Below are 25483 nucleotides of genomic sequence, written 5' to 3' on the forward strand. Positions count from 1 at the left end.
TGCATGAGTGAAACCGAACTGCCCGAAGCCTTCGCCGAACTCGCCCCCCGTTTCGGATTTTCCCGCCCCGCGGGCCGCTGCCTCGGCGCGATCTGGCGCGCGGCGCAAGCGCCCTCGGCCGACGATCTGGTGACGCAGCTTGGCCTGTCGCGCTCCAATGTCTCGACCGCTTTGAAGGAATTGCGCGATGCGGGTCTCGTGCAGGCCGCCCGCTCGCCGGGATCGCGCAAGGATTTTTTCGTCGCCCCGACCGAGCCGTGGGAGTTGGCGCGCCTGATGCTGGCCGAGCGCGAACGCCGCGTCATCGGCCCCGCGCGCGATCACCTGTCCGCTCTGGAAGCCCGCAGCGCCGATCCGCGTGCGGCGGCCCTTTGCGAGCTGCTCGACGCGGCCTCGGGCTATATACAGGCGCTGATCCGCCTCGATCCGGCCGAGCTTGCCCGCCAGATCGACCCCGCGCGCGGCGGCGGCAAAGCCGAGAAACCCGCGCCGAAACCCTCGAAGAAGAAAAAGAAAAAAGCCGCGCAAAGCTGAGCGCGGCTTTTTCGATTTCGAGCTTGAGACCGGTTTACACCAACCGGCTCTGATCCCGCGCGGCCTTGATGAAGCCCGCAAACAGCGGGTGCGGCGCGAAGGGCTTCGATTTCAGCTCGGGGTGGAACTGCACGCCGATGAACCACGGATGGTCCTTGTGCTCGACGATCTCGGGCAGGCGGCCATCGGGCGACATGCCGGAGAAGGTCATGCCGCATTTTTCCAGCGGCTCGCGATACTTGATGTCGACTTCGTAGCGGTGGCGGTGACGCTCTTCGATATCGGTCGAGCCGTAGACCTCGGCGACCTTCGAGCCCTCTTTCAGCGCGGCCGAATAGGCGCCCAGACGCATCGTGCCGCCCTTGTCGTCGGTCACCTTGCGCTCGACCCGGTGGTTGCCCTGCACCCATTCCTTGAGGTGATAGACGACCGGGGTGAAGCGCTTCTTGCCCGCCTCGTGGTCGAACTCTTCCGAGCCCGCATCGCTGACGCCCGCGAGGTTCCGCGCAGCCTCGATGACGGCCATCTGCATACCCAGACAGATGCCCAGATAGGGCACGCCCTTTTCGCGCGCGAATTGGGCTGCCCGGATCTTGCCTTCCGTGCCGCGCTCGCCGAAGCCGCCGGGCACGAGGATCGCGTGGTAGTTTTCCAGATAGGGCGCGGGGTCTTCGTTCTCGAAAATCTCCGCGTCGATCCATTCCGCCTTCACGCGGACCCGGTTCGCCATGCCGCCATGGGTCAGCGCCTCGGCGATCGACTTGTAGGCGTCCTCCAGCTGGACATATTTGCCCACGATCGCCACGCGCACTTCGCCCTCGGCATGGTCGAGACGATCCATCACGTCTTCCCAGCGGCTCAGTTCCGGCTTCGGCGCGGGCGAGATGCCGAACGCGTCCAGCACGGCCTGATCGAGACCCATGCGGTGATAGGCCAGCGGCGCCTCGTAGATCGACTTCAGGTCATAGGCCGGGATCACCGCCTCGGGGCGCACGTTACAGAACAGCGCGATCTTGCCGCGCTCTTTCTCCGGAATCGGTTGTTCCGAGCGGCAGACCAGCACGTCGGGCTGCAGGCCGATCGAGCGCAGTTCCTTCACCGAGTGCTGCGTCGGCTTGGTCTTCAACTCGCCCGACGCCGCCAGATAGGGCAGCAGCGTGAGGTGCATGAAGATACATTGGCCGCGCGGACGGTCCTGACTGAACTGGCGGATCGCTTCGAAGAAGGGCAGGCCCTCGATATCGCCGACCGTGCCGCCGATCTCGCAGAGCATGAAATCGACCTCGTCATCGCCGACATCGAGGAAGTCCTTGATCTCGTTGGTGACGTGCGGGATCACCTGGATCGTTTTGCCCAGATATTCGCCGCGACGCTCCTTCTCGAGCACGTTGGTGTAGATCCGCCCCGAAGAGATCGAGTCGGTCTTGCGCGCCGAAACCCCGGTGAAGCGTTCGTAATGGCCAAGGTCGAGATCGGTCTCGGCCCCGTCATCGGTGACGAAGACCTCGCCATGCTCGAACGGGCTCATCGTGCCCGGATCGACGTTGAGATACGGGTCGAGCTTGCGCAGCCGAACCGAAAAGCCGCGTGCTTGCAGCAATGCCCCCAGGGCGGCGGATGCCAAACCCTTGCCGAGCGACGAGACAACGCCGCCGGTAATGAAGACATAACGTGCCATGAAGACCCCCGTGATCTGCGAAATTCGAATGGTTTCCCTGCCCCAAAGAGGGTCAGGATCACGGGATTTAATGCTTACACGATTCGCGGCCTGCCCGCAACCAGACCGCAAGCTATTGAGTTTGGATTGGACGCACCCGCAACTTTTTGTGGGTGCGAACCGATTGTCGGCTGAAGTGACGGCTTAGTTGGCGGCGGGCGGCGTAACCGGACCGCTTTGCGTATCCGTCGTGGTCTCGCCCGCGTTCCCGCCGGTCGAGGAATCCGACCCGCTTGCCGGCGGCGGCATCACGACATCGAGCGACGGCGTCGAGCCGGTCGTGTCATTGGCCGGCGCGGTCTCTGCCGGAGCGCTTTGCTCGGGCGCGGCGCTATCGAGCACCGAGCTGCTGCCCGCTTTTTGCGCGGCCAGAACCGTCAGCGTCACCGAGGTCGCGAAGAAGCCAGCGGCCAGAACCCAGGTCACGCGAGTCAGCGCATTGGCCGCCTGCCGACCGGTCATCAGCCCGCCGACACCGCCGCCGGAGCTGTTGGACGACCCCATGCCGAGGCCACCCCCTTCGGAGCGTTGCAGCAGCACCACGCCAATCAGCAGCAGTGCGAGGATCAGATGGATCGAGAGAACGACGTTTTCCATGAACGGGTCGGGCCTTCTTTCTTGCGACGCGCCTATCTAGGCGGATGAGACTGAGGGTGCAAGGCCGCAGAGGTGGATTTTCGGCTTTCGCGGGGTCAAATCGGCACAGCCGCGCTGCCTGCCTGCGCCCTCCGCTTCGTTTTGGCCCAAATATCCCCGCCGGAGGCGCCTGCCGCCTCGCGCGCGCGTCACGCGTGAATAGAGCGAAGCACCTCTCGCAAATGCGGGCTTTCGCACCGCGCGCTCAGCCGCTATACCTCGCGCGGTTTTACACCTGCCAAGGAGAGAGCAATGGCCAATGTCGTCGTCGTCGGCGCCCAATGGGGTGACGAGGGGAAAGGCAAGATCGTGGACTGGCTCAGCGAGCGCGCGGATGTGATCGCGCGGTTTCAGGGCGGTCATAACGCGGGCCATACGCTCGTGATCGACGGCAAGGTCTACAAGCTCAACGCGCTGCCTTCGGGCGTGGTGCGGGGCGGCAAGCTCTCGGTGATCGGCAATGGCGTCGTGCTCGACCCGTTCCACCTTCTCGCAGAGATCGAGAAGATCCGCGATCAGGGCGTGGAGATCACCCCCGAGACGCTGATGATCGCAGAAAACACCCCGCTGATCCTGCCGATTCACGGCGAGCTCGACCGCGCCCGCGAAGAAGCGGCCTCGAAAGGCACCAAGATCGGCACCACCGGTCGCGGCATCGGCCCGGCCTATGAAGACAAGGTGGGCCGCCGCTCGGTCCGCGTGGCAGACCTCGCGGACGATGCGACGCTGGAAGCCCGCGTCGACCGCGCACTGCAGCACCACGATCCGCTGCGCAAGGGGCTCGGCATCGAGGCAATCGACCGCGACGCGCTGATCGCCAAGCTCAAGGACGTCGCGCCCGAGATTCTGAAATACGCAGCACCCGTCTGGAAAGTGCTCAACGAGAAGCGCAAGCAGGGCAAGCGCATCCTCTTCGAAGGCGCGCAGGGCTCGCTGCTGGATATCGATTTCGGCACTTACCCCTTCGTGACCTCGTCGAACGTGGTCGCGGGTCAGGCTGCCGCCGGCACCGGCATGGGGCCGGGTGCGATCGATTTCGTCCTCGGCATCGTCAAAGCCTACACCACCCGCGTCGGCGAAGGCCCCTTCCCGACCGAGCTGGACGACGAAGACGGCAACCGTCTCGGCACGCGCGGCCACGAATTCGGCACCGTCACCGGCCGCAAGCGCCGCTGCGGCTGGTTCGATGCGGCGCTGGTGCGCCAGACCTGCGCGATCTCGGGCGTGAACGGCATCGCGCTGACCAAGCTCGACGTGCTCGACGGGTTCGAGACGATCAAGATCTGCACCGGCTATGAGCTCGACGGCGAGACGCTCGACTATCTGCCGACCGCCGCGGAAGAGCAGAAGCGCTGCATCCCGGTCTATGAAGAGATCGAGGGCTGGGCCGAATCGACCGAAGGCGCGCGCAGCTGGGCCGATCTTCCGGCGGCGGCGATCAAATATGTCCGCCGGATCGAGGAGCTGATCGACTGCCCGGTCGCGATGCTCTCGACCTCGCCCGAGCGCGACGACACGATCCTCGTGACCGACCCCTTCGCGGATTGATCCGATGGCGCTGAGCTACAAGGCCCGTCGCCGCCTCTCGCTGCTGGCCCTCGTCGTTGGGCTGCCCGCCTATATCGTCATCGCGGTGACGGTGGTGAACTGGGCGGGCGCGCGCTGGGGGCGGCTGCCGATCTGGGCCGAGTTCGGCGTCTATGTCGTGCTTGGCCTGCTGTGGATCGCGCCGCTCAAGCCGATCTTCAAAGGCGTCGGCAAGGACGATCCCGACGATCCGTCGCAGCCGTGACACCCTCTGGCGGGCGCGCCGAAAAACGGGCAAATTAGCCCGATGACCAGCGCGCCCTCCTCCCTCCCGCCCGACAGTCTGACCAATTCCGACATCGCGGAATTGACCGCGTGGCGGCACCGTCTGCATCAGGACCCCGAGCTTTCCGGCGAGGAACGCGACACCGCCGCGCGGGTCGTCGCGATGCTGCTGCCAACCGCGCCGGACCGGACGCTGACCGAGCTTGGTGGCCACGGGGTCGCCGCGATCTACGAGGGGCCGGAGACCGGCCCGACGATTCTCTTGCGCTGCGAATTGGACGCGCTGCCGATCCACGAGACCGGCACGCCGCCCTACCGGTCGAACTTTCCCGGCAAGGGGCACTTATGCGGCCATGACGGTCACATGGCGATTCTCGCAGGCGTAGCGCGCTGGCTGTCGCGCAATCGCCCTGCGCGCGGCCGCGCGATCTTGCTGTTCCAACCCGCCGAAGAGACGGGCGCGGGGGCTGCGGCGGTGATCGCCGATCCGCGTTTTGCCGAGATCGCGCCCGATCTGTCCTTTGCGCTGCACAATATGCCCGGCGTGCCCTTCGGGGCGGCGGCGCTGCAGGACGGGGTGATGAATTGCGCCTCGCGCGGCATGAAAATCACGCTCACCGGGTGGACCGCCCATGCCTCGCTGCCCGAAAGCGGCCTCTCCCCCGCTCCGGCTCTGGCGGGGCTGCTGAGCGATCTGACGGCGCTCGGCAACGAGTTGCACCAGAGCGATCCCGATTTCGCGCGTGTCACGGTCACCCACGCGCGGCTCGGCGAACCCGCCTTCGGCGTCGCGCCCGGCGCGGCGGAGCTGTGGGCGACCCTGCGTACCCAGCGCGATGCGGGGATGGCGGGGCTCGTCGAGAAAGCCGAAGCGATGGTGCATGACGCCGCCGACGCGCTCGGTCTGGAGCGCGAGATCAGCTATCACGACGTCTTTCGCCATTGCGAAAACACCCCCGAAGCGACCGAGGTGCTGCGCGCGGCGCTGCAGGCCGAGGGGATCGAGACCACCGAGACCGATCTGCCGATGCGCGCCTCCGAGGATTTCGGGCGTTTCGCCGATCACGGCCCTGCCGCGATGGCGCTTCTGGGCGCGGGCGACCGTCCGGCCCTGCACAATCCCGATTACGACTTCCCCGACGCGCTGATCGCCCCCGGCGCGCGCGTGCTGATCCAGTGCCTGCGCGCACGGCTTTATTGATCCAATGAAAAAGGGCGGCCCCGCAGGACCGCCCCTTCTGATCTGTCGCCGGGGTTACTGCCCCGAGGCCATCTTCGCCTCGTCCCAGTAGCGCGAGGCTTCGGTGATCGCATATTGGCCACGCTTCACCTTGGTGATCTTGCCCTGACGCAGCAGGCGGCCGAAGACGCGCATCCGCTCTTCGCGCGGCACGTCAGCCGCATCGTCCATGACGGACAGCTTGCGCATGATCTGCGGCGGCGAGAAATGCGGGCGCCCTTCCACGGCCGAAGTATAGGCGGCGGCGGCTTCCAGCAGATCGGAGAGGCCCTGCGTGCCGAGGCTTTCCGCGAATTCGGCGAAGCTGGTCGCCTGCTCGGGGTTCATCGGCGTGGCTTCGGATTCCTCGCCTTGGGCAACGGCGAACTGACCTGCCGAGACACGGCGCGGACGGATCGCGGCGGCGGGCTGCGCGGCGGGCTGCTCGACCTCCTCGACATCCGAGGCTTCTTCTGCGTCGACGCGCTGTTCGGAAACCAGCACCAGCGGCGCGGGGCGCAACGGATCGGGACGGCGCGATGCCGCCTCGCCCGAGCTGACCGGACGGCGCGGACGCACGGCCTGGGTCAGATCGGCGCGGTAAGGCTCGGACCCGTCCTCATCCTCGACGCCCCCTTTCGCGGTGTCCTGGCCCTTGGCCAGACGATCCGCGACGGTGGCGGCGACGGCGGCCTTGAGATGCGCGATCGCAGAGAAGCGACGGCGGGTTTCGACGACTTCGGCCTGCTTGTCGGCCTCGGCCAGAAGGCGATCCACCTCGGCTTCGCGGTCGGTCCCTTCCTCGGAGAGCGACGCGGCCTCGCGCGCGGCGACCTCGGTCGGGGCTTCCGCCTCTTCCGTGTCTTCCGCATCGGCGGTCTCGACGGTGTCGGCCTCTGCCTCCGCGTCCTCGGCTTCGGTCTCTTCTGCGACCTCGGCTTCAAACTCGGATGCGAAGACGTCGGCGGAGATATCCTCCACCTCGGCCTCAGCTTCGGCCACGGTGTCGTCTTCCGACGCTTCGGCTTCGGTCTCTTCGGCGATGATCGCGTTGCCCAGAACCAGCACGTTTTGCGCGTCGAGCGATGCGGTTGCCGGGGTTGCCTCAGGCTCTTCCGCTTCGGGCGCGGCGGCCTCGTCTTGCGTCAGAACCAGCGGCGCGTCGACCGACTCGTCTTCCAGATCGGACAGGTCGATATCGGGCAGCGCCAGATCTTCGTAAACATCTTCCTGCGCGACCGCCTCTTCCTGGGTTTCGTCAGCAGTCTCGATCTCGGCGCCGGTGAAGAGGTTCTCCATCTGCAGCGCGGCGAGTTCGCGCATGAGATCGGCTTCGGCCTCGGGCGAGAGGCGACCCGGCCCCCGGCTGTCGCGATCGTCTTCGTCCTGCGCTTGCGGCGCGACCGCAGCGGGGCTTGCCTCCTGCGACGAGCCGTTCAACTCGGCGGCCAGACGCGCGGCGAGGTCGTCATCCTCGGCCTCAGCCTCCGCCTCCAGCTCGGCCTCGGCTTCGACGTCTTGCTCGGCTTCGGCAGCCACTTCAGGTGCCTGTTGCGCGGCGTCTTCCTCGACCTGCTCAGCAGCCGGGATCGACTGATCCTCTGCGCTGTCTGCCGTGGCCGCGTCGTCGGTCTGCGCCGGAAGCTCTTCCGAAGCGTCCGCTGCAACCTCCGCAGCCGTGGCTTCGATCGTTTCGCGGCGGCGCACCTTGATCACGCGCGCGCGCATTCGCGGTGCGGCGGGCGCGTCGGCCTCAACGGTGGTGTCAGCCGAGGTCTCCTCGGTTTGGCCCTCGGCCTGCTCGACCGTTTCCTCTTCGGTCGCACCGAGTTCTTCGGCTGCGGCCTTGAGCGCTGCGATGCGCTTGGCACGCTTGGCCGAACGGCGCGCGCGGCGGCTTGCCTGACGGCGCTGCATGTGATCGTCGGTCGGGCCAAACGCGACTTCGGCTTCGGCTTCGGCTTCGGCTTCGGCTTCGGCTTCGGCTTCGGCTTCGGATTGGTCGGCAACCTCCTCTTCCGAGGCAACGGTTTCGGCTGCTGCGATGTCTTCGGCTTCAGCCTCATCCGCTTCGGCGACGGGCTCTTCCTCGGTGACGACGTCTTCGTCTTCGCGAGCAACGTCCGCCGCTTCTTCGTTTTCTTCCGCAATCTGTTCGAGTGCAGCGTCTGCCGAGCCTTCTTCTGCCACCTCCGCCTCGGGCATTTCGGCCTCGGGCTGCGTGGGTTCGGAGGCTTCGGGTTCGATTTCCTCGGCGCTCAGCGGGCCGGAAATGTCGAGGTCGTAGCCGAAATCTTCCGCTTCGCTCGACGGTTCGGCCTCGAAGCGGCCCAGAAGCGCCTCGGGGGCGGAAACCGGTTCGTCTTCCTCGGAGAAGCTGTCGGCCTGAACCTCGCGGGCACGGGCCACGGCTTCGCGGATGCGCTGCAGCTTGGCGGCGACGGTTTCCGGCTGCGCAAAGCCTGCTTCGGGTTCGGCGGGCTGGGTTTGAATCTCGGGCGCGGGCTGCTCTGCGACCGGCTCGGGCGCGGCTGCCGGCTCGGGCGTCTCGGCGACCTCCGGCTGCGCGGGCGCTTCGGCGGCAGGCGCGGTTTCTTGCGGCGCTTCCGACGTCACCAGCGGCTCTTCCTGAGCGGGTGCGGGCGCTTCATCCGCCGCAGCCTCGCCACCCAGCAGGGTGTCTTGCTGGCGCAGAACAACGCCGTTTTCCTGAATTTTCGCTTCGACCCGGCGCTGAATTTCGCGCTCTGCGATACGGTGAAGCATCTCCGCATCGGGCTGGGGCGGCTCTGCACCGAAATACCGGTCGTCGGCAGCCAGATCGCGGAAGTACTCCGCAATCGCCTTCATCGTGTTGAAAGGCTCATCAAATCCTTCCAAGGTGCACGAAAAGGTGCCGTAGGATACGGTCAGGATCTTGCTCGCACCAACCATGGACCACTCGCTTTCTATTGGACCTCAATGCGTCGACATTCCTGTCCAACTGGTTCTTTCGCGTGGACGAAAGAAGGCATTTGAAAGGTTTTTTACCGGTCTCGATTGTCTTTCTTTGCCACAATCGTCATCAATCAGCCCATGATTAGCAGTATTGTCCATTCGTCAACCGGGGTTTCGCTTCTCGGCGCCGGCGCAGTTAACCATGCGGATGTTGACGAAGCGTTGACAATCGCCCCCTGTCTCGTGGCCGCCGATGGCGGTGGAGATCGGGCCTTGTCGATGGGTCTCGAGCCCGAAGCGGTGATCGGCGATCTCGATTCCCTGTCGGATGCGGCGCGCGCCACACTTGGCCCGCGCGTGCATCCGGTGGCCGAGCAGGACAGCACCGATTTCGCGAAATGCCTGCAACGGATCACGGCGCCGTTCATCCTGGCGCTCGGCTTTTCCGGGATGCGGCTGGATCACACGTTGGCCGCGATGACCGACCTGATCCGCACGCCGCACCGGGTCGTGATGCTGGCCGAGGAAGAGGTGATCTTCCGCTGCCCGCCGTCCCTCTCGCTGGATGTCACGGAAGGCACGCGGGTCTCTTTGTTTCCATTCGGCGAGGTAAAGGCACGCTCGGAAGGGCTGCAATGGCCGCTGGACGGCATCGGCTTCACGCCCGCCGAACGGGTCGGCACGTCGAACCGGGCGACGGGGCCTGTGCGGATCATGCTGGAGGGGCCAGCCCTGATGATGTTGCCGCGCGAGGAATTGGCTGCCGCGTTGGAAGGTCTGGGGATCGGCTGAGGCGCTAGCCCGCTTCGACCCGCAACGTCTGCTCTAGCCAAGGGGCTTCCGCCAGAGCCGGTTCGACCACGCGTTCTTGCAGCAGCGCCCGCAGCCGGGCGGCCACTTTCGCGGGCCAATCCGCCATCATCCCGTCGCGCGCCGCCAGCACGATCCGCCGGGTCAGAGGCGGCCCGTCGAGCGGCGAGAGCGCCAGCCCCGCGCGCGGCGCATGGCGCACCGCCGAGGGCGTCAGGATCGTCCAGCCCCGCCCCGCCGCGACCAGCGCGAGGATCGCAGGATAGCTGTCGAGTTCCAGTTGATGCGGCGGCGCCTTGCCCGTTTGCGCCAGATGCGCGGCGATCTGGCGGCCCATGAGCGTGCGCTGGGAATAATGGATCAGCGGCAGCGGCGCACCGCTTTGCGCAGGTGCATCGGCGGGATGAATGGCGAGGAACGGTTCGGTCAGAAGCGGGTGCAGTTCGATCCCGTCGAGCGCCGCGCCCTGCGGCTCGGCGGCGACGGCGACATCCAGACCCCGCGCTTCGAGCTTCGACAGCAGCCGGTGGCTCGGCCCGGTTTCCAGCTCGAAGCGGCAGGTGCTGAGCTCGTCGGCCATGCCTGCCAGCAGGAGCGGCGTCACCTCGGCCTCGAAATCCTCGATCATGCCCAGCCGGAAACTCGTGAGCCCCGCCGGATCGGCCTGGCCCACCCCGGCGCGACCGCGGGCCAATTCGTCCAGCATCGCCTCGGCATGGGGCAGGAAGGCCCGCCCGGCTGCCGTCAAAGCGAAAGGCCGCGCCGAGCGGTCCACAAGCTCCGCGCCCAAAGCGCCCTCCAGACCCGCAAGCTGCTGGCTGACCGCCGAGGCCGAGACGCCCAGACGGCGCGCGGCGGCGGTGGTCGCGCCTTCTTCCGCTGTGGCCACGAAGACCTCGACCGCCCAAAGGCTGATGCGGGGATGGGCGGCGGGCATGGGAGGCTCCGTGATCGGGGAGGCGATAAGGGTTGTGGCGCAGACTGCCCTGCCCCGCCCCGGCGCGCAAGCCATGCGGCATCCTGGGACATCGCGGACCATTGACGCCGACCGCGCCGCGGATAGCCTCGCTTTCATCCATTGCCCATCCCGGAGGAGTCGCGAGATGAAAGACCAGAGCTGGCAGGCCCGCGCCGATGCGCATAGCTTCTACGGTTTCACCGATCTGCCCACGATCCACGATCGCGGCGCGGTCGTCGTGACCCATGGCGAGGGGCCGTACATCTTCGACACCGAGGGGCGGAAATATCTCGACGCGAATTCGGGGCTCTGGAACATGGTGGCGGGGTTCGATCATCCCGGTCTGATCGAGGCCGCGCAGGCGCAATATGCGCGCTTCCCCGGCTATCACGCCTTCTTCGGGCGGATGTCGGATCAGACGGTGATGCTGTCCGAGAAGCTGATCGAAGTCTCGCCTTTCGATGACGGCAAGGTGTTCTACACCAACTCCGGCTCCGAGGCGAATGACACGATGGTCAAGATGCTGTGGTTTCTGCATGGGGCGGAGGGCAAGCCGCAGAAACGCAAGATCCTGACCCGCAAGAACGCCTATCACGGGGTCACCGCCGTTTCCGCTTCGATGACCGGCAAACCCTATAATTCGGTCTTCGGCCTGCCGCTGCCGGGGTTCCTGCATCTCACCTGTCCGCATTACTGGCGCGAAGGGCAGCCCGGCGAGACGGAAGAGCAGTTCACCCAGCGCCTCGCCAACGAGCTGGAAGCGACGATCATCAAGGAAGGCGCGGAGACGATCGCGGGCTTCTTCGCCGAGCCTGTGATGGGCGCAGGCGGGGTGATCACGCCGCCCAAGGGCTATTTCCAGGCGGTCGCTAAGATCCTACGCAAATACGACATCCCGCTGATCTCGGACGAGGTGATCTGCGGCTTCGGACGCACCGGCAACACCTGGGGCTGCGAGACCTACGAGTTCCAGCCCGACGCGATCATCTCGTCGAAGAACCTCACCGCCGGCTTCTTCCCGATGGGCGCGGTGATCCTCGGCCCGGAATTGTCGAACCGCCTGCAGGCGGCCTCCGAGGCAATCGAGGAATTCCCCCACGGCTTCACCGCCTCGGGGCATCCTGTCGGCTGCGCGATTGCGCTGAAGGCCATCGACGTGGTGATGAACGAGGGGCTGGCCGAGAATGTCCGCCGCCTGAGCCCGCGGCTCGAGGCGGGCCTCGCCCAGATCGCGCAGAACCCCAATATCGGCGAACTGCGCGGCGTGGGCTACATGTGGGCGCTGGAAGCGGTGAAGGACCGCGAGAGCAAAACGCCCTTCGACGGCTCGCTCTCGGTCTCGGAACGCATCGCCAATGCCTGCACCGATCAGGGGCTGATCTGCCGTCCCTTGGGGCAATCGGTGGTGCTGTGTCCGCCGTTCATTCTGACCGAGCCGCAAATGGACGAGATGTTCGAGAAGCTGGAAACGGCGCTGAAGAAAGTGTTCACCGAGGTCGGGTGAGCCTCCAAGCCGCGAGATCGCCAGTTCTCCCGTTAGGAGCCTCGGCACATAATTCACCCCAAGTGACCACAGATATGCTATTTTTACCTTGTCCCCGAAGGGACGAGGTAAATTGCGTTGATCGGGGGAACACGCATGAACCGTCTTCTCAAAGCACTGACCTGCGCAGCCTTGGTCGCCTTCGGTGCGCTCGCGCCAGCCTATGCCGCCGATAGCATCGGCAACGTCGGGACGTGGAGCGTCTTCGAAGAGAGAAGCGGCTCGATGAAGACCTGCTGGACGGCGACGGCAAACGATCGGCGGGTTCTGCTGAACGGCTCGCTTCTCTATGTCGCGGTGACGAGGCATTCGGGGAGACAACCGGAACTGTCCGTCTATGCCGACCGACGGCTGCCCCGCTCTGGCGGAATGACCATCACGATCGGAAAGAGCACATTCCGCCTGCGTTCGACCGGACAATATGCCTGGCTGGACCGACGCGATGACAAGCTGGCGATCAACGCCCTGAGACGCCTTGAAGCCACAGGCGGGAAAGCGAATTTCAGCGTCTCAATTCCGAAAGTGGGCGTATTCGGCTTCTCCGCGAAAGGCTTCACTGCCACGCTGGATATGACACTGAAGCGGTGCCGATGATGGCTGCGGGTACGCGCGCGACGAACGCGCTGCGGCGGTGGGGCGACGCCCGGGAGGTGACAGCCTTATTCCGAGCGCGATGCCATCACGAGGAAAATCACGAAGAGCAGCACGAAAGAGACTGCCGTATAAAGCGACATGGCCTCGAGAAAATCGGTACCTGTCTGAGTTCCCTGTTGGAAATTGTGGATGCCGAAGATCGCGAGGATGCTCACCAGCCCCGACATCGCCAAAGTCAGCGGCAATTCGCTGTGACCAAGCTGGGGATGCGCGAGCGCAAGAATGATCACGGCACCAAGCAGGATGCCGAAGATTGTGCTGATCGACATCCGATCACCGGGCGCGCGGTTCGACAGAAAATGATCGAGATCGGACAGCCCCGTTAATTCGAATGCGAGATTGCCGCTCGCAATCGTCGCGGCGCAGAGGGCGCAAATCCGGGCAAGGCGGCGGTTCGCGGTCTGCCCGAGCAGGATCAGGGCTGCCATAAACAGGAGACCGAGGCTCGCTGCGGTGCTGGGCATCATGGCTGCGCCGTCCATACCCCAACGCACAAGGGCCTGATTGTCAGTGGCCCAGCCGATTACATTCGCGCATAGGCCGACCAAGACCAAAACACCGAGCATCATGCTCAAGCGGTGTGTTACATGCCGCGCGTTTGACATGGTCGTGCGTCTTCCATTGAGGTGACGGAATCTCCGTTCCGCTTATCGATACGACGGAGCGCCGAAACGGACCAATGAAAAGCGCGCCGAGGGAGGCGTTTTTCCAAATAACTTTGGCTTATGAAGCAAGCATCCGGCTCGGGGTAATTTCATCCGCTGAATACGTCGCTCAGCCGCCTTCATCGAAGAAGGTTAGGCCAAAGAAAAAGGCCGCGTCCCTCGACGCGGCCTTTCCAAATTTACGCGCTCGCAGCGGCTGCATTGCGCCGGCGCGGGCGACGCCGCTTCGGCGTGGCGTTGCCGCCGGCATCGACCTTGGGCTTGGCCTCGCCGCGCGGTTTGGACTGAGCTTGGGCGCGAGCCTGACCTTGCGGCTGGCCCTGCCCCTGCGGTTTGCCCTGAGGCTTGCCGCCGCGCCCCTTGTTGCCACCGCGCGGACCGCCGCGACCGCGGCCACGGGCTGCGCGGGCGGACGGGCGCACGGCCTCGGACGGGCGTTCGCCGCTCGCGGTCGGGATCTCGATCTTCATCAGCTTTTCGATCTGCAGGAAGTTATCCGCCTCATCGGGGGCGCAGAACGCAATCGCCTCGCCCTCGCGACCGGCACGCGCGGTGCGCCCGATGCGGTGGACATAGGCGTCCGGTACGTCCGGCAGATCGAAGTTCACGACATAGGACACGCCCGGAATGTCGATCCCGCGCGCGGCCACATCGGTCGCGACCAGCACGTTGACCTTGCCATCGCGGAAGCCCTTGATCGCGCGGTCACGCTGGCCTTGGCTCTTGTTGCCGTGGATCGATTCCGCGTTGTAGCCGTCGGCGCGCAGGCTCTTCATCAGCTTTTCCGCGCCATGCTTGGTGCGGGCGAAAACGAGCGTCAGCGCGCCCATATCGGCCGAGAGAATATCGCGCAGCTTGCGGGCCTTCTCGGCCTTGCTATCGAGGAAGTGCACCGATTGGGTGATCTTGTCGGCGGCCTTGCCGGGCGGCGAGACCTGCACGCGCTTGGGATCAGTGAGATAGGCCTGCGAGATCTCCTCCATCTGCTTCGGCATCGTGGCCGAGAACAGCAGCGTCTGGCGCGGGGTACCGAGACGCGGGGCGATCTTGCGCAGCGCGTGGATAAAGCCGAGATCGAGCATCTGGTCGGCCTCGTCGAGCACGAGGTGGCGGGTGTAGCGCAGGTCGACCGCGCCACGATCCATCAGGTCGATCAGACGGCCCGGGGTCGCGACGAGAATGTCGTTGCCACGATGCATCTGGGTGATCTGGCGGTTGATCGACTGGCCACCGACGACCGTCGCGACATTCATCTTGGTGCCCTGAACGAGCCCCGCGAGGTTATCGGAGATCTGGTTCACCAGCTCGCGGGTCGGCGCGAGGATCAGTGCCTTGCAGGTCTTGGGCGAAGGTTTGCCCGGCTGCGCCATCAGCTTGTCGATGAGCGGCAGACCGAAGGCCAGCGTTTTGCCGGTGCCGGTCTGGGCGAGGCCCAGCACGTCATGGCCCGCAAGAACCAGCGGGATCGCCTTTTCCTGAATCGGGGTCGGCTGGGTGAATTTTGCGCGTGCGAGCGACTTGAGAATGGCCGGGGAGAGCCCCAGCGAAGAGAAATCGGACAATGCCTATCCTTTATGGCCGAGGCTCCCAACGCGGGGATGCGCACGGCGATCAGCCCGGACGGGATTGTCCGGAGCGCAGGTTGACGCAGACCTCGGGACAGGCGGGCGTTTCCCGCGTGGTCCGGTCTTGCGTGTCAGAACCCTGCGTGAATGGGAACTCGGGAGGTATCGCCGATGCGCCTCTCTCGGGCGCGGCTTGCTCACGCGGCAGCGCGGCGATGTGGGCTAAATGCGCGTGGTTGGGGCAAAAGTCAAGGGGGAGCGCGTTTTGAGGACTTCCCTTGGAGTGATGCCCCGCCCGGGCAGCGCCCGACCTCGGGTGGGCGCAAGTGCACGATAATTGGTTTGCGCTTTATCGAGCCACATCCGACCGACACCCGTGCGCGCTATGACGGTGCAAAAGCGCCCTCCCGGGGGGAATGAAGTGGGACCGTCGCGCCAGTGGCGCGGCGTAAGCCCGACGAATGGGCGCTGCCCGGGGCTGGTCGCCCCGGGCGGAAGATCTTCCCTCAGCAGTTCGGTACGTTCACAGCCAGCCCGCCGAGGCTCGTTTCCTTGTAGTGCTCGTGCATGTCGCGGCCCGTCTGGCGCATCGTCTCGATCGCGGCATCCAGCGGCACGAAATGCGTGCCGTCCCCGCGCAGCGCCAGCGAGGCCGCCGACACCGCTTTGATCGCGCCCAGACCGTTGCGCTCGATACAGGGCACCTGCACCAGCCCCTTCACCGGATCACAGGTCATCCCGAGGTGATGCTCCAGTGCGATTTCGGCCGCGTTCTCGATCTGCTCAGGGCTCCCGCCCAGCACGGCGGCCAATCCCGCCGCCGCCATCGCCGCTGCCGAACCGACCTCGGCCTGACAGCCGCATTCCGCACCCGAGATCGAGGCGTTGGTCTTGATCAGCCCGCCGACAGCCGCCGCCGTCAGCAGAAAATCGGGGATCTTCGCGGAAGAGGCCGAGGGCACATGATCGAGCCAGTAACGGATCACCGAAGGCATCACGCCCGCCGCCCCGTTCGTAGGCGCGGTGACAACTTGGCCACCGGCGGCGTTTTCCTCATTCACCGCCATCGCATAGGCCGAGATCCAGTCATTGATCTGATGCGGCGGCGCGAGGTTCTGGCCCCAATCCGCCTTCAGGCTCTCATGGATCGCCTTGGCGCGGCGCTTCACGCGCAACCCGCCGGGCAACTCGCCCTCGCTGGTCAACCCGCGTTCCATGCAATCGCGCATCGTGATCCAGATTTTCTCGAGACCTTCGTCGATCTCCTTCGGGCCGCGGAAGCGCGCCTCGTTGCGCCGCTTCATCTGCGCGATGCTCTGCCCCGAGGCATGGGCCATCGCCAGCATTTCCTCGGCGGTCTTGAAGGGGAACGGCACCGGGCTCGGCGCGTCGCGGGCGGCATCGTCGACGGCGGCCAGTTCGGCCTCGGTGCGCACGAAGCCGCCGCCGATCGAGTAATAGACCTCGTGCATCAACACGTCGCCCTGCGCGTCGCGCGCCTCGATCACCATGCCGTTCGCGTGACCGGGCAGCGACGTGTCGTAATCGAAGATCAGATCGGCCTCGGGGTCGAAGACCAAGGGCGGCAATCCGTCAGGCTTCAACAGGTGGTCGCGCGCATTCGCGGCCAGCAATTTCTCGGCCAGATCGTTATCGTAGTTCTCGGGCACCACGCCTGCGAGCCCGAGGATCGCCGCCCGATCCGTCGCATGGCCCTTGCCGGTGAAGGCGAGCGAGCCGTGCAGGCGCACCCGCACCCCATGCGCGGTGAAAGGCGAGGCCCGGAGCGCGTCGAGAAACCGCGCGCCCGCCACCATCGGCCCCATCGTATGCGACGAGGACGGCCCGACGCCGATCTTGAAGATATCGAAGACGCTCAGAAACATGCGACCTCCCTGCCCTGATTTTGGCCCAGACTGCCGTGTTCGCCCCCGGATCAACAGCCCCAAAACGACCCCGGCATGCGCAAAAGCAACATCGTTGACGCGATATTCAGGATTATCGCGCAGCCTGAGCGGCGAAAGGCTGTGGTGGGCGCGATGCCGATTTTCGGTGCATGGCAATTTTCGGACCTGATCGTATCGGGTCCGGACCCGTTCGGGTCGAACGCGTCGGCGAATTCCGATGCGGTGGGCGCGACCAGCTTCACGATCGAGGCTGACGCTGCGGTGCAGATGATCGATCTGACCGATGACGACGCCAATCTCGAAGATGCCGACGGCTCGCAGGAACTCACCGCCCCGATGACATTCGACGGGATCGCCTGGGGCGCAGGTGCGGCCGGCGATGTCGAGATCGAATACAGCTATGTCATCCGTCCGGCGGGCTCCTCCGATCCGGCCGACAATATCACGATCTTTGTGCTCGAATTCGAGGGCGACGTGCATGGCATCGCCTCGTCCGAGCGCCTTTTCGCGGGGCAAACCTACGACATCGTCGCAATCGACAGCAACGATCCGGTCATCCCCTATGCCGATCTTGCGGTCTGTTTCGCGCGCGGCACCCGGATCGCGACGAAACTCGGCCCAGTCGCAGTCGAAGACCTGCGCCCGGGCATGAAAGTGCAGACCGCCGATAACGGCTATCGCGAATTGATCTGGACGGGCCGCTGGCGGATGACCGGGCGCGACGAGAACGCGCCGATCCGCGTCGCGAAAGGCGTGCTTGGCAATGACCGCGCCTTAGAGGTCTCGGCCCAGCACCGGTTGTTGGTCCGCAGTCGCGCGGGCATCCTTGGCGGGCGGGAGCTTCTGATCCCGGCCAAGGGGTTGCTCGATCTGCCGGGGATCGCGCGGGCGCCGCGTCCGCGCATCGAATGGCTGCATATGTTGTTCGAGGCGCATGAGATCGTCTTCGCGGACGGGGCCGCGGTCGAAAGCCTCCTGCCCGGCCCGATGGCGCTGCGCGGGGTCGGCCCGCAAGAGGCCGCGCGGCTGCGCGCGCTGATGGCGGAGAATCCGCTCCTCACCCAGCCCGCGCGCCCGATCCTGCCCCCGGGGCAGGCGCGGCGACACGCCAAACAGGTGGGCGGGATGCGACAATTCCTCCTGCGCTGAAGACAGACTGACAAAGCCCTCGCCTGAGCGCCCTTGATTGCCTATAAGCGTCGGCAACTCAGACTGCCCATGAATGGAGTGCCAAATGGCTGCCGACCTCTCCCCGATCGACAAGGCGAAATTCGCCGCCGCCCGCCGTGCCGTTGACCTCATTGAAGACGGGATGCGTGTGGGCCTCGGCACCGGCTCGACCGCCGCATGGATGGTGCGCTGCCTTGGCGAGCGTATCCGCGACGAAGGGCTGCAACTGATCGGGGTGCCCACCTCGACGCGCACCGCCGATCTCGCCCGTCAGGTCGGCATCAAGGTCGTGGCGCTCGACGAAGCGAAATGGCTCGATATCACGATCGACGGGGCGGACGAATTCGACCCCGACCTGAACCTGGTAAAGGGTGGCGGCGGCGCGCTGCTGCAGGAAAAGATCGTGGCCACCGCGTCCGATCAGATGATCGTCATCACCGACGCCTCGAAGGAAGTGAACCATCTGGGCGCTTTCCCGCTGCCCGTGGAGGTCGTGCCCTTCGGCTGGCAGGTCACCCGCGCGCTGATCGAGGAACTGCTCGACTCGATGGATGTGATGGGTCGTCAGACCTCGCTGCGCCTGAACGGCCAGCAGCCCTTCGTGACCGATGAAGGCAATTACATCGTCGATCTGCATCTCAACCGCATCGGCAACCCGCGTCAGCTGGCGCTGGTGCTGAACCAGATTCCCGGCGTGGTCGAAAATGGCCTGTTCATCGACATCTGCGACAAGGTCATCATCGGCGGCACCGACGGCAAGGTCGAAATCCGTGACATCAACGAGGGCACGGTGGCCAATGAGACCATCGAGTTCGCCGAGGACGAGAACATCTTCCGCGATATGGACTGATCTTCGCGCAGGGCGCGCGCCTCGGGGATGCAACGCTGTGACGCATCCCCGCCTTGCGCGCGTCTTTCCGTCCCCGCCTTGCTCCTGAGCGCATGGACCGCTAAGCCAAGACGCAAGGAATATCAGGAAGGAAGGCGCCCCCATGAGCTTCGACTACGACCTTTTCGTCATCGGCGGTGGCTCGGGCGGGGTGCGCGCGGCTCGGATTGCCTCGGGCCATGGCGCGCGCGTCGCACTGGCCGAGGAATACCGGATGGGCGGCACCTGCGTGATCCGCGGCTGCGTCCCGAAAAAACTGATGGTCTTCGCCTCCACCGCGCCGGCGGCCATCGAAGAGGCGCGCGCCTATGGCTGGAGCGCGGATGCAGGTCAGTTCGACTGGCCGGGTTTCCGTGGCAAGCTGGATGCGGAGCTTGACCGGCTCGAGGCGATCTATCGCAAGGGGCAGGAAAACGCGGGCGTGAAAGTCTTCGACCAGCGCGCCACCGTGTCGGGCCCGCATGAGGTCACGCTGGCCGATGGCACGAAAATCTCGGCCAAACATATCCTCGTCGCGGTGGGCGGGCGGCCCTTCGTGCCCGAATTCCCGGGCTGCGAGCTGGTGATGACCTCGAACGACATCTTCAAGCTCGACACCCTGCCCAAACGCATCCTGATCGTCGGCGGCGGCTATATCGCCTGCGAATTCACCTGCATCCTCAACGGATTGGGCGTGCAGGTCACGCAATACAATCGCTCCCCCCTGCTGCGCGGATTCGATGGCGAGGCGCGCGACCTGATCGTGGATCAGATGCAGGCGAGCGGCATCGACATTCACACCCATGTCGTAATCACCGAGATCGAGAAGACCGAGAACTGCCTGAAAGTCACCTGCGGCGATGGGCGCGAAGACGAGTTCGACGCGGTACTCTACGCGACGGGCCGCACGCCGAACACCGAAGGGCTCGGCCTCGAGACCGCGGGCGTGGAGCTGGGCGAGCGCGGCGAGGTCATGGTCGACGAATGGTCGCAGACCAACGTGCCCTCGATCTTTGCGGTGGGCGACGTGACCGACCGCATCAACCTGACTCCGGTCGCGATCCGCGAGGGCCACGCCTTCGCCGATACCGTCTTCGGCGCCAATGCCCGCGCCTCGGATCACGAGCTGGTGGCCTCGGCCGTCTTCACCCAGCCCGAGTTTGGCACCGTCGGCATCACCGAGGAAGAGGCCGAGGAACGCGGCAATGCCGAGGTCTACGTCTCGAGCTTCCGGCCGATGCGCTCGGGCTTTGCGGGCTCCGACGCGCGGGTGCTGATGAAATTGATCGTTTGCCGCGAGACGCGCTGCGTGCTGGGATGCCATATTGTGGCCCCCGAAGCGGGCGAATTGATCCAAATGGTCGGTATCGCCGTCAAAATGGGGGCAACCAAGGAGCAGTTCGACGCGACTTGCGCGGTCCACCCGACCATGGGCGAAGAGCTCGTGACCATGCGGAACCCTGTAAGACATTATTGAAATCACGGAAAAGATACCCAACTGTCCGACAAGATAACGGAAAGGTGAGGAGCATATGAGCAACGGAGGCCCCTGGGGCGGCGGAGGCGGTGGCGGCGATGACCGCGACGACGACCGCGAAGACAAGCGTCCCGGTCAGCGACGTCCCGGCGAGGGCGCGCAAATCCCGGAAATCGAGGAATTCATGCGCAAGGGCTCCGAGCAGCTCAAGGTGCTGATGGGCGGCAAAGGGGGCGGCAATCGTCCCAACCGTCCCAATGGCGGCGGAGGCGGCAAAAGCCCGTTCCCGATCAAGTCCGCCATCGTCATCGGCCTTGTGGCCGTGGTTGCGATCTGGCTCGGCTCCTCGCTCTACAAGGTGAACCCGGAAGAGCGGTCGGTGGAACTGATGTTCGGTCGCTATTACGAGACCAAAGGCCCCGGCCTGAACCTCGCGCCGTGGCCCTTCATCACCTATTCCAAGGTTCCGGTGACGCGCGAACAGACCGTCGATATCGGCTCGGGCCGCGCAGGCACGAACGATACCGGCCTGATGCTGACGGGTGACCAGAACATCGTCGATCTCGAATTCCAGGTGGTCTGGAACATCAGCGATCCGGCGAAATACCTGTTCAACCTCGGCGATCCGCAGGACACGATCCGCGCGGTGTCGGAATCCGCGATGCGCGACATCATCGCACGTTCGAACCTCGCGCCGATCCTGTCGACCGCACGCGGCGAGATCGCCGCCGATCTGCGCACCGCGGTGCAGAAGACGCTCGACAGCTATGACGCGGGCATCAACATCGTCCGTGTGAACTTCAACCGTGCCGACCCGCCGCGCGAAGTGATCGACAGCTTCCGCGAAGTGCAGGCCGCCCAGCAGGAGCGGGACCGCCTCGAGAAGGAAGCCGACGCCTATGCCAACAAGGTGACGGCAGGCGCTCGCGGTGAGGCCGCTCAGGTCAAGGAAGAGGCCGAAGGCTACCGCGCGCAAATCGTGAACGCCGCCGAAGGTGACGCCGCGCGCTTCAACTCGATCCTCACGGAATACGAGAAAGCGCCCGAAGTGACCAAGCGCCGGATGTTCTACGAAACCATGGGCAAGCTGCTGCAAGACGTCGACAAGGTCGTCGTGGACACCAAGGACGGCGCTGGCGGGGTCGTGCCCTATCTGCCGCTGGATCAGCTGCGCAAGAACTCCAGCTCGTCGTCCAGCACAACCAACTCGACCGCTAACACGGGAGGAAGCAACTGATGCGCGGACCTATCGCAATTGCCGTTCTCGTTGTTCTCATCTTCCTCGGACTGAATTCGGTCTTCGTGGTGGACGAGCGTGAAAAGGCCCTCGTGCTGCGCTTCGGTGAGGTGCAGCAGGTGAAGACCGAACCCGGTCTCGGGTTCAAGATTCCGGTCGTGGACACCATCGTGAAATACGATGATCGCATCCTGAGCCTGACCACGCAGCCGCTCGAAGTCACGCCCGAGGACGACCGCCGTCTCGTGGTCGACGCCTTCGCCCGCTGGCGCATCGTCGACGCGGTGAAATTCCGCGAAGCCGTTGGCGCGGGCGGTGAGACGACCGCAAAGAGCCGCATCGACGGCATCCTGAACAACGCGATCCGCGAAGTTCTGGGCTCGGTCCCTTCGACGGCTGTGCTGTCGGATGACCGGACGCCGCTGATGAACCGCATCCGTGATCTGGCACGGCGCGAGGCGCTGTCGCTGGGCGTGGACGTGATCGACGTGCGTCTGACGCGCACCGATCTGCCCGAGCAGAACCTCGCCTCCACCTATGGCCGGATGCGGGCAGAGCGTGAACGCGAGGCCGCCGACGAGCGCGCCCGCGGCGCCGAGGCCGCACAGCGCATCCGCGCAACCGCCGACCGTACTGCGGTCGAGGTCACGTCCGAGGCCAAGAAACAGGCCGAGATCGTGCGCGGTGAAGCCGATGCGCAGGCCAACAAGGTCTATGCGGATGCTTACGGCAAGGATCGCCAGTTCTTCGCCTTCGTGCGCGCGCTGCAATTCTACGCGCAATCGATGAAGACGCAGACCTCGTCGCTGGTGACGCAGCCCGACAGCCTCTACTTCGATTACGGGCGCTTCCTGCGCTCGATCGGGGAGAACCCGGGGCCCGAAACCGGTGCAGGCCGGGGCAGTGCATCGGCGAGCCAGGTCGGCCAGTGATGGCGATGCTTTTGACCGGTCTGGGACTGGTCCTTGTGATCGAGGGGCTGGCGCTTGCGCTGGCCCCTTCTCGTATCGAGGAGGCGCTGGATATGCTGCGCGCCATGTCGGCGGGCCAACGTCGCGCCCTTGGCCTCGCGGCTCTTGCGACGGGTGTGGCGATCCTCTGGGCGCTGCGGCAGTTCGGATAACCGCCTTTCTCTCGTGCCTTGAGCGCAAGAGAGCGCCATTGTCTGCCCCCTGCGACGCAATTTCCTGTCGTGAATTTTGGCGAATAACTTCCCTTCGCCCCTCCCTGCTCCTACATTTCAAATCAAAGAGAGCATCGCGCCGGTCTCGTGCACCGGCGAAGCAAGGGAGAGCCATATGACAATCCTCACCGGACCCGGATCCATGCTGCGCGCCGGATTGAGCGCCGCCACGCTTGCCGTGGCGCTCGCCTGCGCCCCTCTGGCCGGGCCCGCCTATGCCCGCGCCGCCCCGGAAAGCTTTGCCGAACTCGTCGATCAGGTCTCCAATTCGGTGGTGAACATCACCACCTCGACCACGGTGGCCGCGCCGACCGGCGACATGCCGAACTTCCCGCCCGGCTCGCCCTTCGAGGATCTGTTCCGCGACTTCGGCCTGCCGAACCCGAACGCCCCCAATGGCCCGAACGGGCGGGGCGCGCCGCGTCGCTCGAACGCGCTCGGCTCCGGCTTCGTGATCTCGGAAGACGGTTATATCGTCACCAATAACCACGTCATCGAAGATGCAGACGAGATCGAGATCGAGTTCTTCTCGGGCAAGCGTCTCGACGCGAAACTGGTGGGCACCGATCCGAAGACCGACATCGCGCTGCTGAAGGTCGAGAGCGATTCCCCCCTGCCCTTCGTCGCCTTCGGCGACAGCGACGCCGTGCGCGTGGGCGACTGGGTGATGGCGATGGGCAACCCGCTGGGTCAGGGCTTCTCCGCCTCGGCCGGGATCATCTCGGCGCGCAACCGCGAGCTGTCCGGCAGCTATGACGACTACCTTCAGACCGACGCGGCGATCAACCGCGGCAACTCGGGCGGTCCGCTCTTCGACATGGAAGGCGAGGTCGTCGGCGTGAACACCGCGATCCTGTCGCCCAACGGCGGCTCGATCGGGATCGGCTTCTCGATGGCGTCGAACGTGGTCGCGAAAGTGGTCGATCAGCTCAAGGAATACGGCGAGACGCGGCGCGGCTGGCTGGGTGTGAAAATCCAGGACGTCACCGCCGACATGGCCGAAGCGATGGGGCTCGAGGCCCCCGAAGGCGCGCTTGTCTCCGAAGTGCCCGATGGCCCCGCGAAAGAGGCCGGGATCGAGGCGGGCGACGTGATCACCTCCTTCGATGGCGGCGAGGTCAAGAGCACCCGCGATCTGGTGCGTCGCGTGGCCGATGCCCCGGTCGGCGAGAAGGTCCGCGTGACCGTGATGCGCGATGGCGAGGCCAAGACGCTGCTGGTGACGCTGGGCCGTCGCGAAGCCGCCGAGGGCGAACAGCCCCCGAAAGCCGTGCAGGCCCCGCAGGAGGTCGAGAAGGACATGCTCGGCCTGACCGTGACGCCGCTGACGGATGACCTGCGCACCGAGATGGGGCTGACGAAAGAGGCCAACGGCCTTGTCATCAAGCAGATCGACGAGACCTCCTCGGCCTATGAAAAAGGTCTGCGCGTGGGCGATCTGATCACCGAGGTCGGGCAGAAACCGGTCTCCGCGGTCGATGATTTCGAAGAGCGCGTGCAGGCGGCGAAGGATGCGGGGCGCAAGTCGATCCTGCTGTTGATCCGCCGCGCTGGCGAGCCGCGTTTCGTGGCCCTCCCCGTGGAGTGATCCGCACCGCTCACGACGATAGAAAAGGCGCCCCGCGGGGCGCCTTTTTCAGTAAATGGTGCGCATGAGGACGTTGAAGGCTCGAAGCGCAATGGCCGCTTCGAGCCCTTTGCGGACGGTTGTCTTGTGCGACTTTCGAAGCTGGAGTAGCTTCGTTGCCAGGCTTGACCCGCGCCTCCTCCCTCCGCTTGGGGAAGTATCTCACATACGGGGTGATCAAGATCATCGAACCATCTGTTCGAGCGTTCGCATAAGGAGGGGTTGCGTTTCCGGCTCGGAATGGAGGTTCCGTGATGCGGCTATCCGCACCGATCTATCAATTGAAACGCCGCGCCAAGCTGTTGGCGCGAGACCAGAATATTCCGCTTCATCAAGCGCAGGCCCGTATCGCTGCGGATGAAGGCTTCACGGCGTGGAGCCTGCTAGCCGCACATGTCTCGAAAAATGCCGATGCCGGCGCATTGCTCCCCCAGCTCTCGAATGGGGACATGCTCTTAATCGCAGCACGGCCAGGACATGGGAAGACACGTCAAGGGCTGAGGCTTCTGCTTGATGCAGCACTTGAAGGGCGGCAGAGTACATTGTTTTCCCTTGAATATACGGAACGAGAGGCAATGGAGCGCTTTCGCGCTCTTGCGGCCCCGCTGCCGGAGCCCCCGCCGGAAATCATTGCCACGGATGATATCTGTGCCGACTACATCATCAACCATCTGGCAGGCTCACCGATGGGCACGGTAGCGGTGATTGATTACCTCCAGATTCTTGACCAGCGGAGGACCACGCCCCCGCTTTCAGAGCAGGTGGGAGTGTTGCAAGCCTTTGCTCGCGACACTGGCGTCATTCTTGCTACGATTTCTCAGATTGACCGCTCCTATGAGCCAGAGGCAGCTTCGGTGCCTGGTCTTTCAGACCTTCGCCTTCCGAACCCAATTCCATCGGGCGCCTTCTCCAAAGCCTGCTTCTTGAACGCGGGCAAGGTTTATTTCCAAAGCTTGATCTGACA

The 25483-nt window shown here is 65.1% G+C and carries 22 protein-coding genes; 15 read left to right on the top strand and 7 right to left on the bottom strand.

Translation table 11 applies throughout. The features are described 5' to 3' along the window. Positions 1 to 3: 3 nt before the first annotated feature. Positions 4 to 534 (top strand): GbsR/MarR family transcriptional regulator, encoded by a 531-nt coding sequence (locus tag AC2TZ7_RS18585; RefSeq protein ID WP_489865333.1) that lies wholly within the window; start codon positions 4 to 6, stop codon positions 532 to 534. 34 nt (positions 535 to 568) lie between these two features. On the opposite strand, the gene pyrG is transcribed toward AC2TZ7_RS18585, so the two are convergent. Together pyrG and secG are read right to left on the bottom strand one after the other, a co-directional pair. Continuing rightward, complete coding sequence (pyrG, locus tag AC2TZ7_RS18590; protein ID WP_078519623.1) at positions 569 to 2212, bottom strand: CTP synthase; 1644 nt, start codon at positions 2210 to 2212, stop codon at positions 569 to 571. A gap of 183 nt (positions 2213 to 2395) precedes the next feature. Beyond that, a complete protein-coding gene (gene secG / locus AC2TZ7_RS18595; protein WP_078569428.1) occupies positions 2396 to 2848 on the bottom strand; it encodes a preprotein translocase subunit SecG in 453 nt (150 codons plus the stop codon). A 291-nt stretch (positions 2849 to 3139) separates the two neighbouring features. On the opposite strand from secG, the gene AC2TZ7_RS18600 reads away from it, so the two are divergent. The 3 genes from AC2TZ7_RS18600 to AC2TZ7_RS18610 are packed head-to-tail and all read left to right on the top strand — an operon-like array spanning position 3140 to position 5900. Beyond that, on the top strand, positions 3140 to 4435 hold the full coding sequence (locus tag AC2TZ7_RS18600) for an adenylosuccinate synthase (RefSeq protein WP_098410386.1): 1296 nt from the start codon (positions 3140 to 3142) through the stop codon (positions 4433 to 4435). A gap of 4 nt (positions 4436 to 4439) precedes the next feature. Then, complete coding sequence (locus tag AC2TZ7_RS18605) at positions 4440 to 4679, top strand: DUF2842 domain-containing protein (RefSeq protein ID WP_489865334.1); 240 nt, start codon at positions 4440 to 4442, stop codon at positions 4677 to 4679. 42 nt (positions 4680 to 4721) lie between these two features. Then, on the top strand, positions 4722 to 5900 hold the full coding sequence (locus tag AC2TZ7_RS18610) for an amidohydrolase (protein ID WP_489865335.1): 1179 nt from the start codon (positions 4722 to 4724) through the stop codon (positions 5898 to 5900). A gap of 54 nt (positions 5901 to 5954) precedes the next feature. Here the strand turns inward: AC2TZ7_RS18610 and AC2TZ7_RS18615 are convergent, their stop codons facing one another. Further along, positions 5955 to 8852, bottom strand: a complete 2898-nt coding sequence (locus AC2TZ7_RS18615) for a hypothetical protein (protein WP_489865336.1) — start codon at positions 8850 to 8852, stop codon at positions 5955 to 5957. A 141-nt stretch (positions 8853 to 8993) separates the two neighbouring features. On the opposite strand from AC2TZ7_RS18615, the gene AC2TZ7_RS18620 reads away from it, so the two are divergent. Then, positions 8994 to 9647: a thiamine diphosphokinase gene (locus AC2TZ7_RS18620; protein ID WP_489866846.1), complete on the top strand. Its 654-nt coding sequence runs from the start codon at positions 8994 to 8996 to the stop codon at positions 9645 to 9647. A gap of 4 nt (positions 9648 to 9651) precedes the next feature. On the opposite strand, the gene AC2TZ7_RS18625 is transcribed toward AC2TZ7_RS18620, so the two are convergent. Beyond that, positions 9652 to 10602 carry a LysR family transcriptional regulator gene (locus AC2TZ7_RS18625; RefSeq protein ID WP_489865337.1) on the bottom strand — a complete coding sequence of 317 codons (951 nt, stop codon included), beginning with the start codon at positions 10600 to 10602 and terminating at the stop codon, positions 9652 to 9654. 166 nt (positions 10603 to 10768) lie between these two features. On the opposite strand from AC2TZ7_RS18625, the gene AC2TZ7_RS18630 reads away from it, so the two are divergent. Together AC2TZ7_RS18630 and AC2TZ7_RS18635 are read left to right on the top strand one after the other, a co-directional pair. Continuing rightward, entirely contained in the window at positions 10769 to 12127 is a 1359-nt protein-coding gene (locus AC2TZ7_RS18630) for an aminotransferase (RefSeq protein WP_489865338.1), read from the top strand. A gap of 135 nt (positions 12128 to 12262) precedes the next feature. Beyond that, positions 12263 to 12760, top strand: coding sequence for a hypothetical protein (locus tag AC2TZ7_RS18635; protein ID WP_489865339.1), 498 nt, complete (start codon positions 12263 to 12265; stop codon positions 12758 to 12760). 65 nt (positions 12761 to 12825) lie between these two features. On the opposite strand, the gene AC2TZ7_RS18640 is transcribed toward AC2TZ7_RS18635, so the two are convergent. From AC2TZ7_RS18640 to AC2TZ7_RS18650, 3 genes are all read right to left on the bottom strand, one after another. Continuing rightward, positions 12826 to 13395, bottom strand: a complete 570-nt coding sequence (locus AC2TZ7_RS18640; RefSeq protein WP_489865340.1) for a hypothetical protein — start codon at positions 13393 to 13395, stop codon at positions 12826 to 12828. 269 nt (positions 13396 to 13664) lie between these two features. Further along, positions 13665 to 15047 (bottom strand): DEAD/DEAH box helicase, encoded by a 1383-nt coding sequence (locus AC2TZ7_RS18645; RefSeq protein ID WP_098410379.1) that lies wholly within the window; start codon positions 15045 to 15047, stop codon positions 13665 to 13667. A gap of 509 nt (positions 15048 to 15556) precedes the next feature. After that, positions 15557 to 16936: an L-serine ammonia-lyase gene (locus AC2TZ7_RS18650; RefSeq protein WP_489865341.1), complete on the bottom strand. Its 1380-nt coding sequence runs from the start codon at positions 16934 to 16936 to the stop codon at positions 15557 to 15559. Between the two features lie 153 nt (positions 16937 to 17089). On the opposite strand from AC2TZ7_RS18650, the gene AC2TZ7_RS18655 reads away from it, so the two are divergent. The 8 genes from AC2TZ7_RS18655 (at position 17090) to AC2TZ7_RS18690 (ending at position 25481) form a co-directional block, all read left to right on the top strand. Next, complete coding sequence (locus tag AC2TZ7_RS18655) at positions 17090 to 18106, top strand: Hint domain-containing protein (protein WP_489865342.1); 1017 nt, start codon at positions 17090 to 17092, stop codon at positions 18104 to 18106. 85 nt (positions 18107 to 18191) lie between these two features. Continuing rightward, positions 18192 to 18977: a ribose-5-phosphate isomerase RpiA gene (gene rpiA / locus AC2TZ7_RS18660; protein ID WP_098410376.1), complete on the top strand. Its 786-nt coding sequence runs from the start codon at positions 18192 to 18194 to the stop codon at positions 18975 to 18977. 142 nt (positions 18978 to 19119) lie between these two features. Beyond that, positions 19120 to 20472, top strand: a complete 1353-nt coding sequence (gene gor / locus AC2TZ7_RS18665; protein WP_489865343.1) for a glutathione-disulfide reductase — start codon at positions 19120 to 19122, stop codon at positions 20470 to 20472. A 55-nt stretch (positions 20473 to 20527) separates the two neighbouring features. After that, positions 20528 to 21709 carry an FtsH protease activity modulator HflK gene (gene hflK / locus AC2TZ7_RS18670; protein WP_489865344.1) on the top strand — a complete coding sequence of 394 codons (1182 nt, stop codon included), beginning with the start codon at positions 20528 to 20530 and terminating at the stop codon, positions 21707 to 21709. After that, positions 21706 to 22641, top strand: a complete 936-nt coding sequence (hflC, locus tag AC2TZ7_RS18675) for a protease modulator HflC (protein WP_166741438.1) — start codon at positions 21706 to 21708, stop codon at positions 22639 to 22641. The genes hflK and hflC overlap by 4 nt, the downstream gene beginning before the upstream one ends. Continuing rightward, positions 22641 to 22832: a DUF2065 family protein gene (locus AC2TZ7_RS18680; RefSeq protein WP_083079137.1), complete on the top strand. Its 192-nt coding sequence runs from the start codon at positions 22641 to 22643 to the stop codon at positions 22830 to 22832. Before hflC ends, AC2TZ7_RS18680 begins: the two co-directional genes overlap by 1 nt. A 175-nt stretch (positions 22833 to 23007) precedes the next feature. Beyond that, positions 23008 to 24480 (top strand): DegQ family serine endoprotease, encoded by a 1473-nt coding sequence (locus tag AC2TZ7_RS18685; RefSeq protein ID WP_078539707.1) that lies wholly within the window; start codon positions 23008 to 23010, stop codon positions 24478 to 24480. 293 nt (positions 24481 to 24773) lie between these two features. Then, positions 24774 to 25481, top strand: coding sequence for a DNA helicase (locus AC2TZ7_RS18690; RefSeq protein ID WP_489865345.1), 708 nt, complete (start codon positions 24774 to 24776; stop codon positions 25479 to 25481). The last annotated feature ends 2 nt before the right edge of the window (positions 25482 to 25483 follow it).

Source organism: Thioclava sp. ISO4 (assembly GCF_058105145.1).

Coding starts and splice junctions, on each gene's coding strand:
- AC2TZ7_RS18650 (WP_489865341.1), bottom strand. CDS start 16,936: ATGTTTCTGAGCGTCTTCGATATCTTCAAGATCGGCGTCGGGCCGTCC.
- AC2TZ7_RS18625 (WP_489865337.1), bottom strand. CDS start 10,602: ATGCCCGCCGCCCATCCCCGCATCAGCCTTTGGGCGGTCGAGGTCTTC.
- pyrG (WP_078519623.1), bottom strand. CDS start 2,212: ATGGCACGTTATGTCTTCATTACCGGCGGCGTTGTCTCGTCGCTCGGC.
- AC2TZ7_RS18615 (WP_489865336.1), bottom strand. CDS start 8,852: ATGGTTGGTGCGAGCAAGATCCTGACCGTATCCTACGGCACCTTTTCG.
- AC2TZ7_RS18630 (WP_489865338.1), top strand. CDS start 10,769: ATGAAAGACCAGAGCTGGCAGGCCCGCGCCGATGCGCATAGCTTCTAC.
- rpiA (WP_098410376.1), top strand. CDS start 18,192: ATGGCTGCCGACCTCTCCCCGATCGACAAGGCGAAATTCGCCGCCGCC.
- hflK (WP_489865344.1), top strand. CDS start 20,528: ATGAGCAACGGAGGCCCCTGGGGCGGCGGAGGCGGTGGCGGCGATGAC.
- AC2TZ7_RS18610 (WP_489865335.1), top strand. CDS start 4,722: ATGACCAGCGCGCCCTCCTCCCTCCCGCCCGACAGTCTGACCAATTCC.
- secG (WP_078569428.1), bottom strand. CDS start 2,848: ATGGAAAACGTCGTTCTCTCGATCCATCTGATCCTCGCACTGCTGCTG.
- AC2TZ7_RS18600 (WP_098410386.1), top strand. CDS start 3,140: ATGGCCAATGTCGTCGTCGTCGGCGCCCAATGGGGTGACGAGGGGAAA.
- AC2TZ7_RS18585 (WP_489865333.1), top strand. CDS start 4: ATGAGTGAAACCGAACTGCCCGAAGCCTTCGCCGAACTCGCCCCCCGT.
- AC2TZ7_RS18605 (WP_489865334.1), top strand. CDS start 4,440: ATGGCGCTGAGCTACAAGGCCCGTCGCCGCCTCTCGCTGCTGGCCCTC.
- AC2TZ7_RS18685 (WP_078539707.1), top strand. CDS start 23,008: ATGACAATCCTCACCGGACCCGGATCCATGCTGCGCGCCGGATTGAGC.
- AC2TZ7_RS18690 (WP_489865345.1), top strand. CDS start 24,774: ATGCGGCTATCCGCACCGATCTATCAATTGAAACGCCGCGCCAAGCTG.
- gor (WP_489865343.1), top strand. CDS start 19,120: ATGAGCTTCGACTACGACCTTTTCGTCATCGGCGGTGGCTCGGGCGGG.
- AC2TZ7_RS18635 (WP_489865339.1), top strand. CDS start 12,263: ATGAACCGTCTTCTCAAAGCACTGACCTGCGCAGCCTTGGTCGCCTTC.
- AC2TZ7_RS18655 (WP_489865342.1), top strand. CDS start 17,090: ATGCCGATTTTCGGTGCATGGCAATTTTCGGACCTGATCGTATCGGGT.
- AC2TZ7_RS18680 (WP_083079137.1), top strand. CDS start 22,641: ATGGCGATGCTTTTGACCGGTCTGGGACTGGTCCTTGTGATCGAGGGG.
- AC2TZ7_RS18620 (WP_489866846.1), top strand. CDS start 8,994: ATGATTAGCAGTATTGTCCATTCGTCAACCGGGGTTTCGCTTCTCGGC.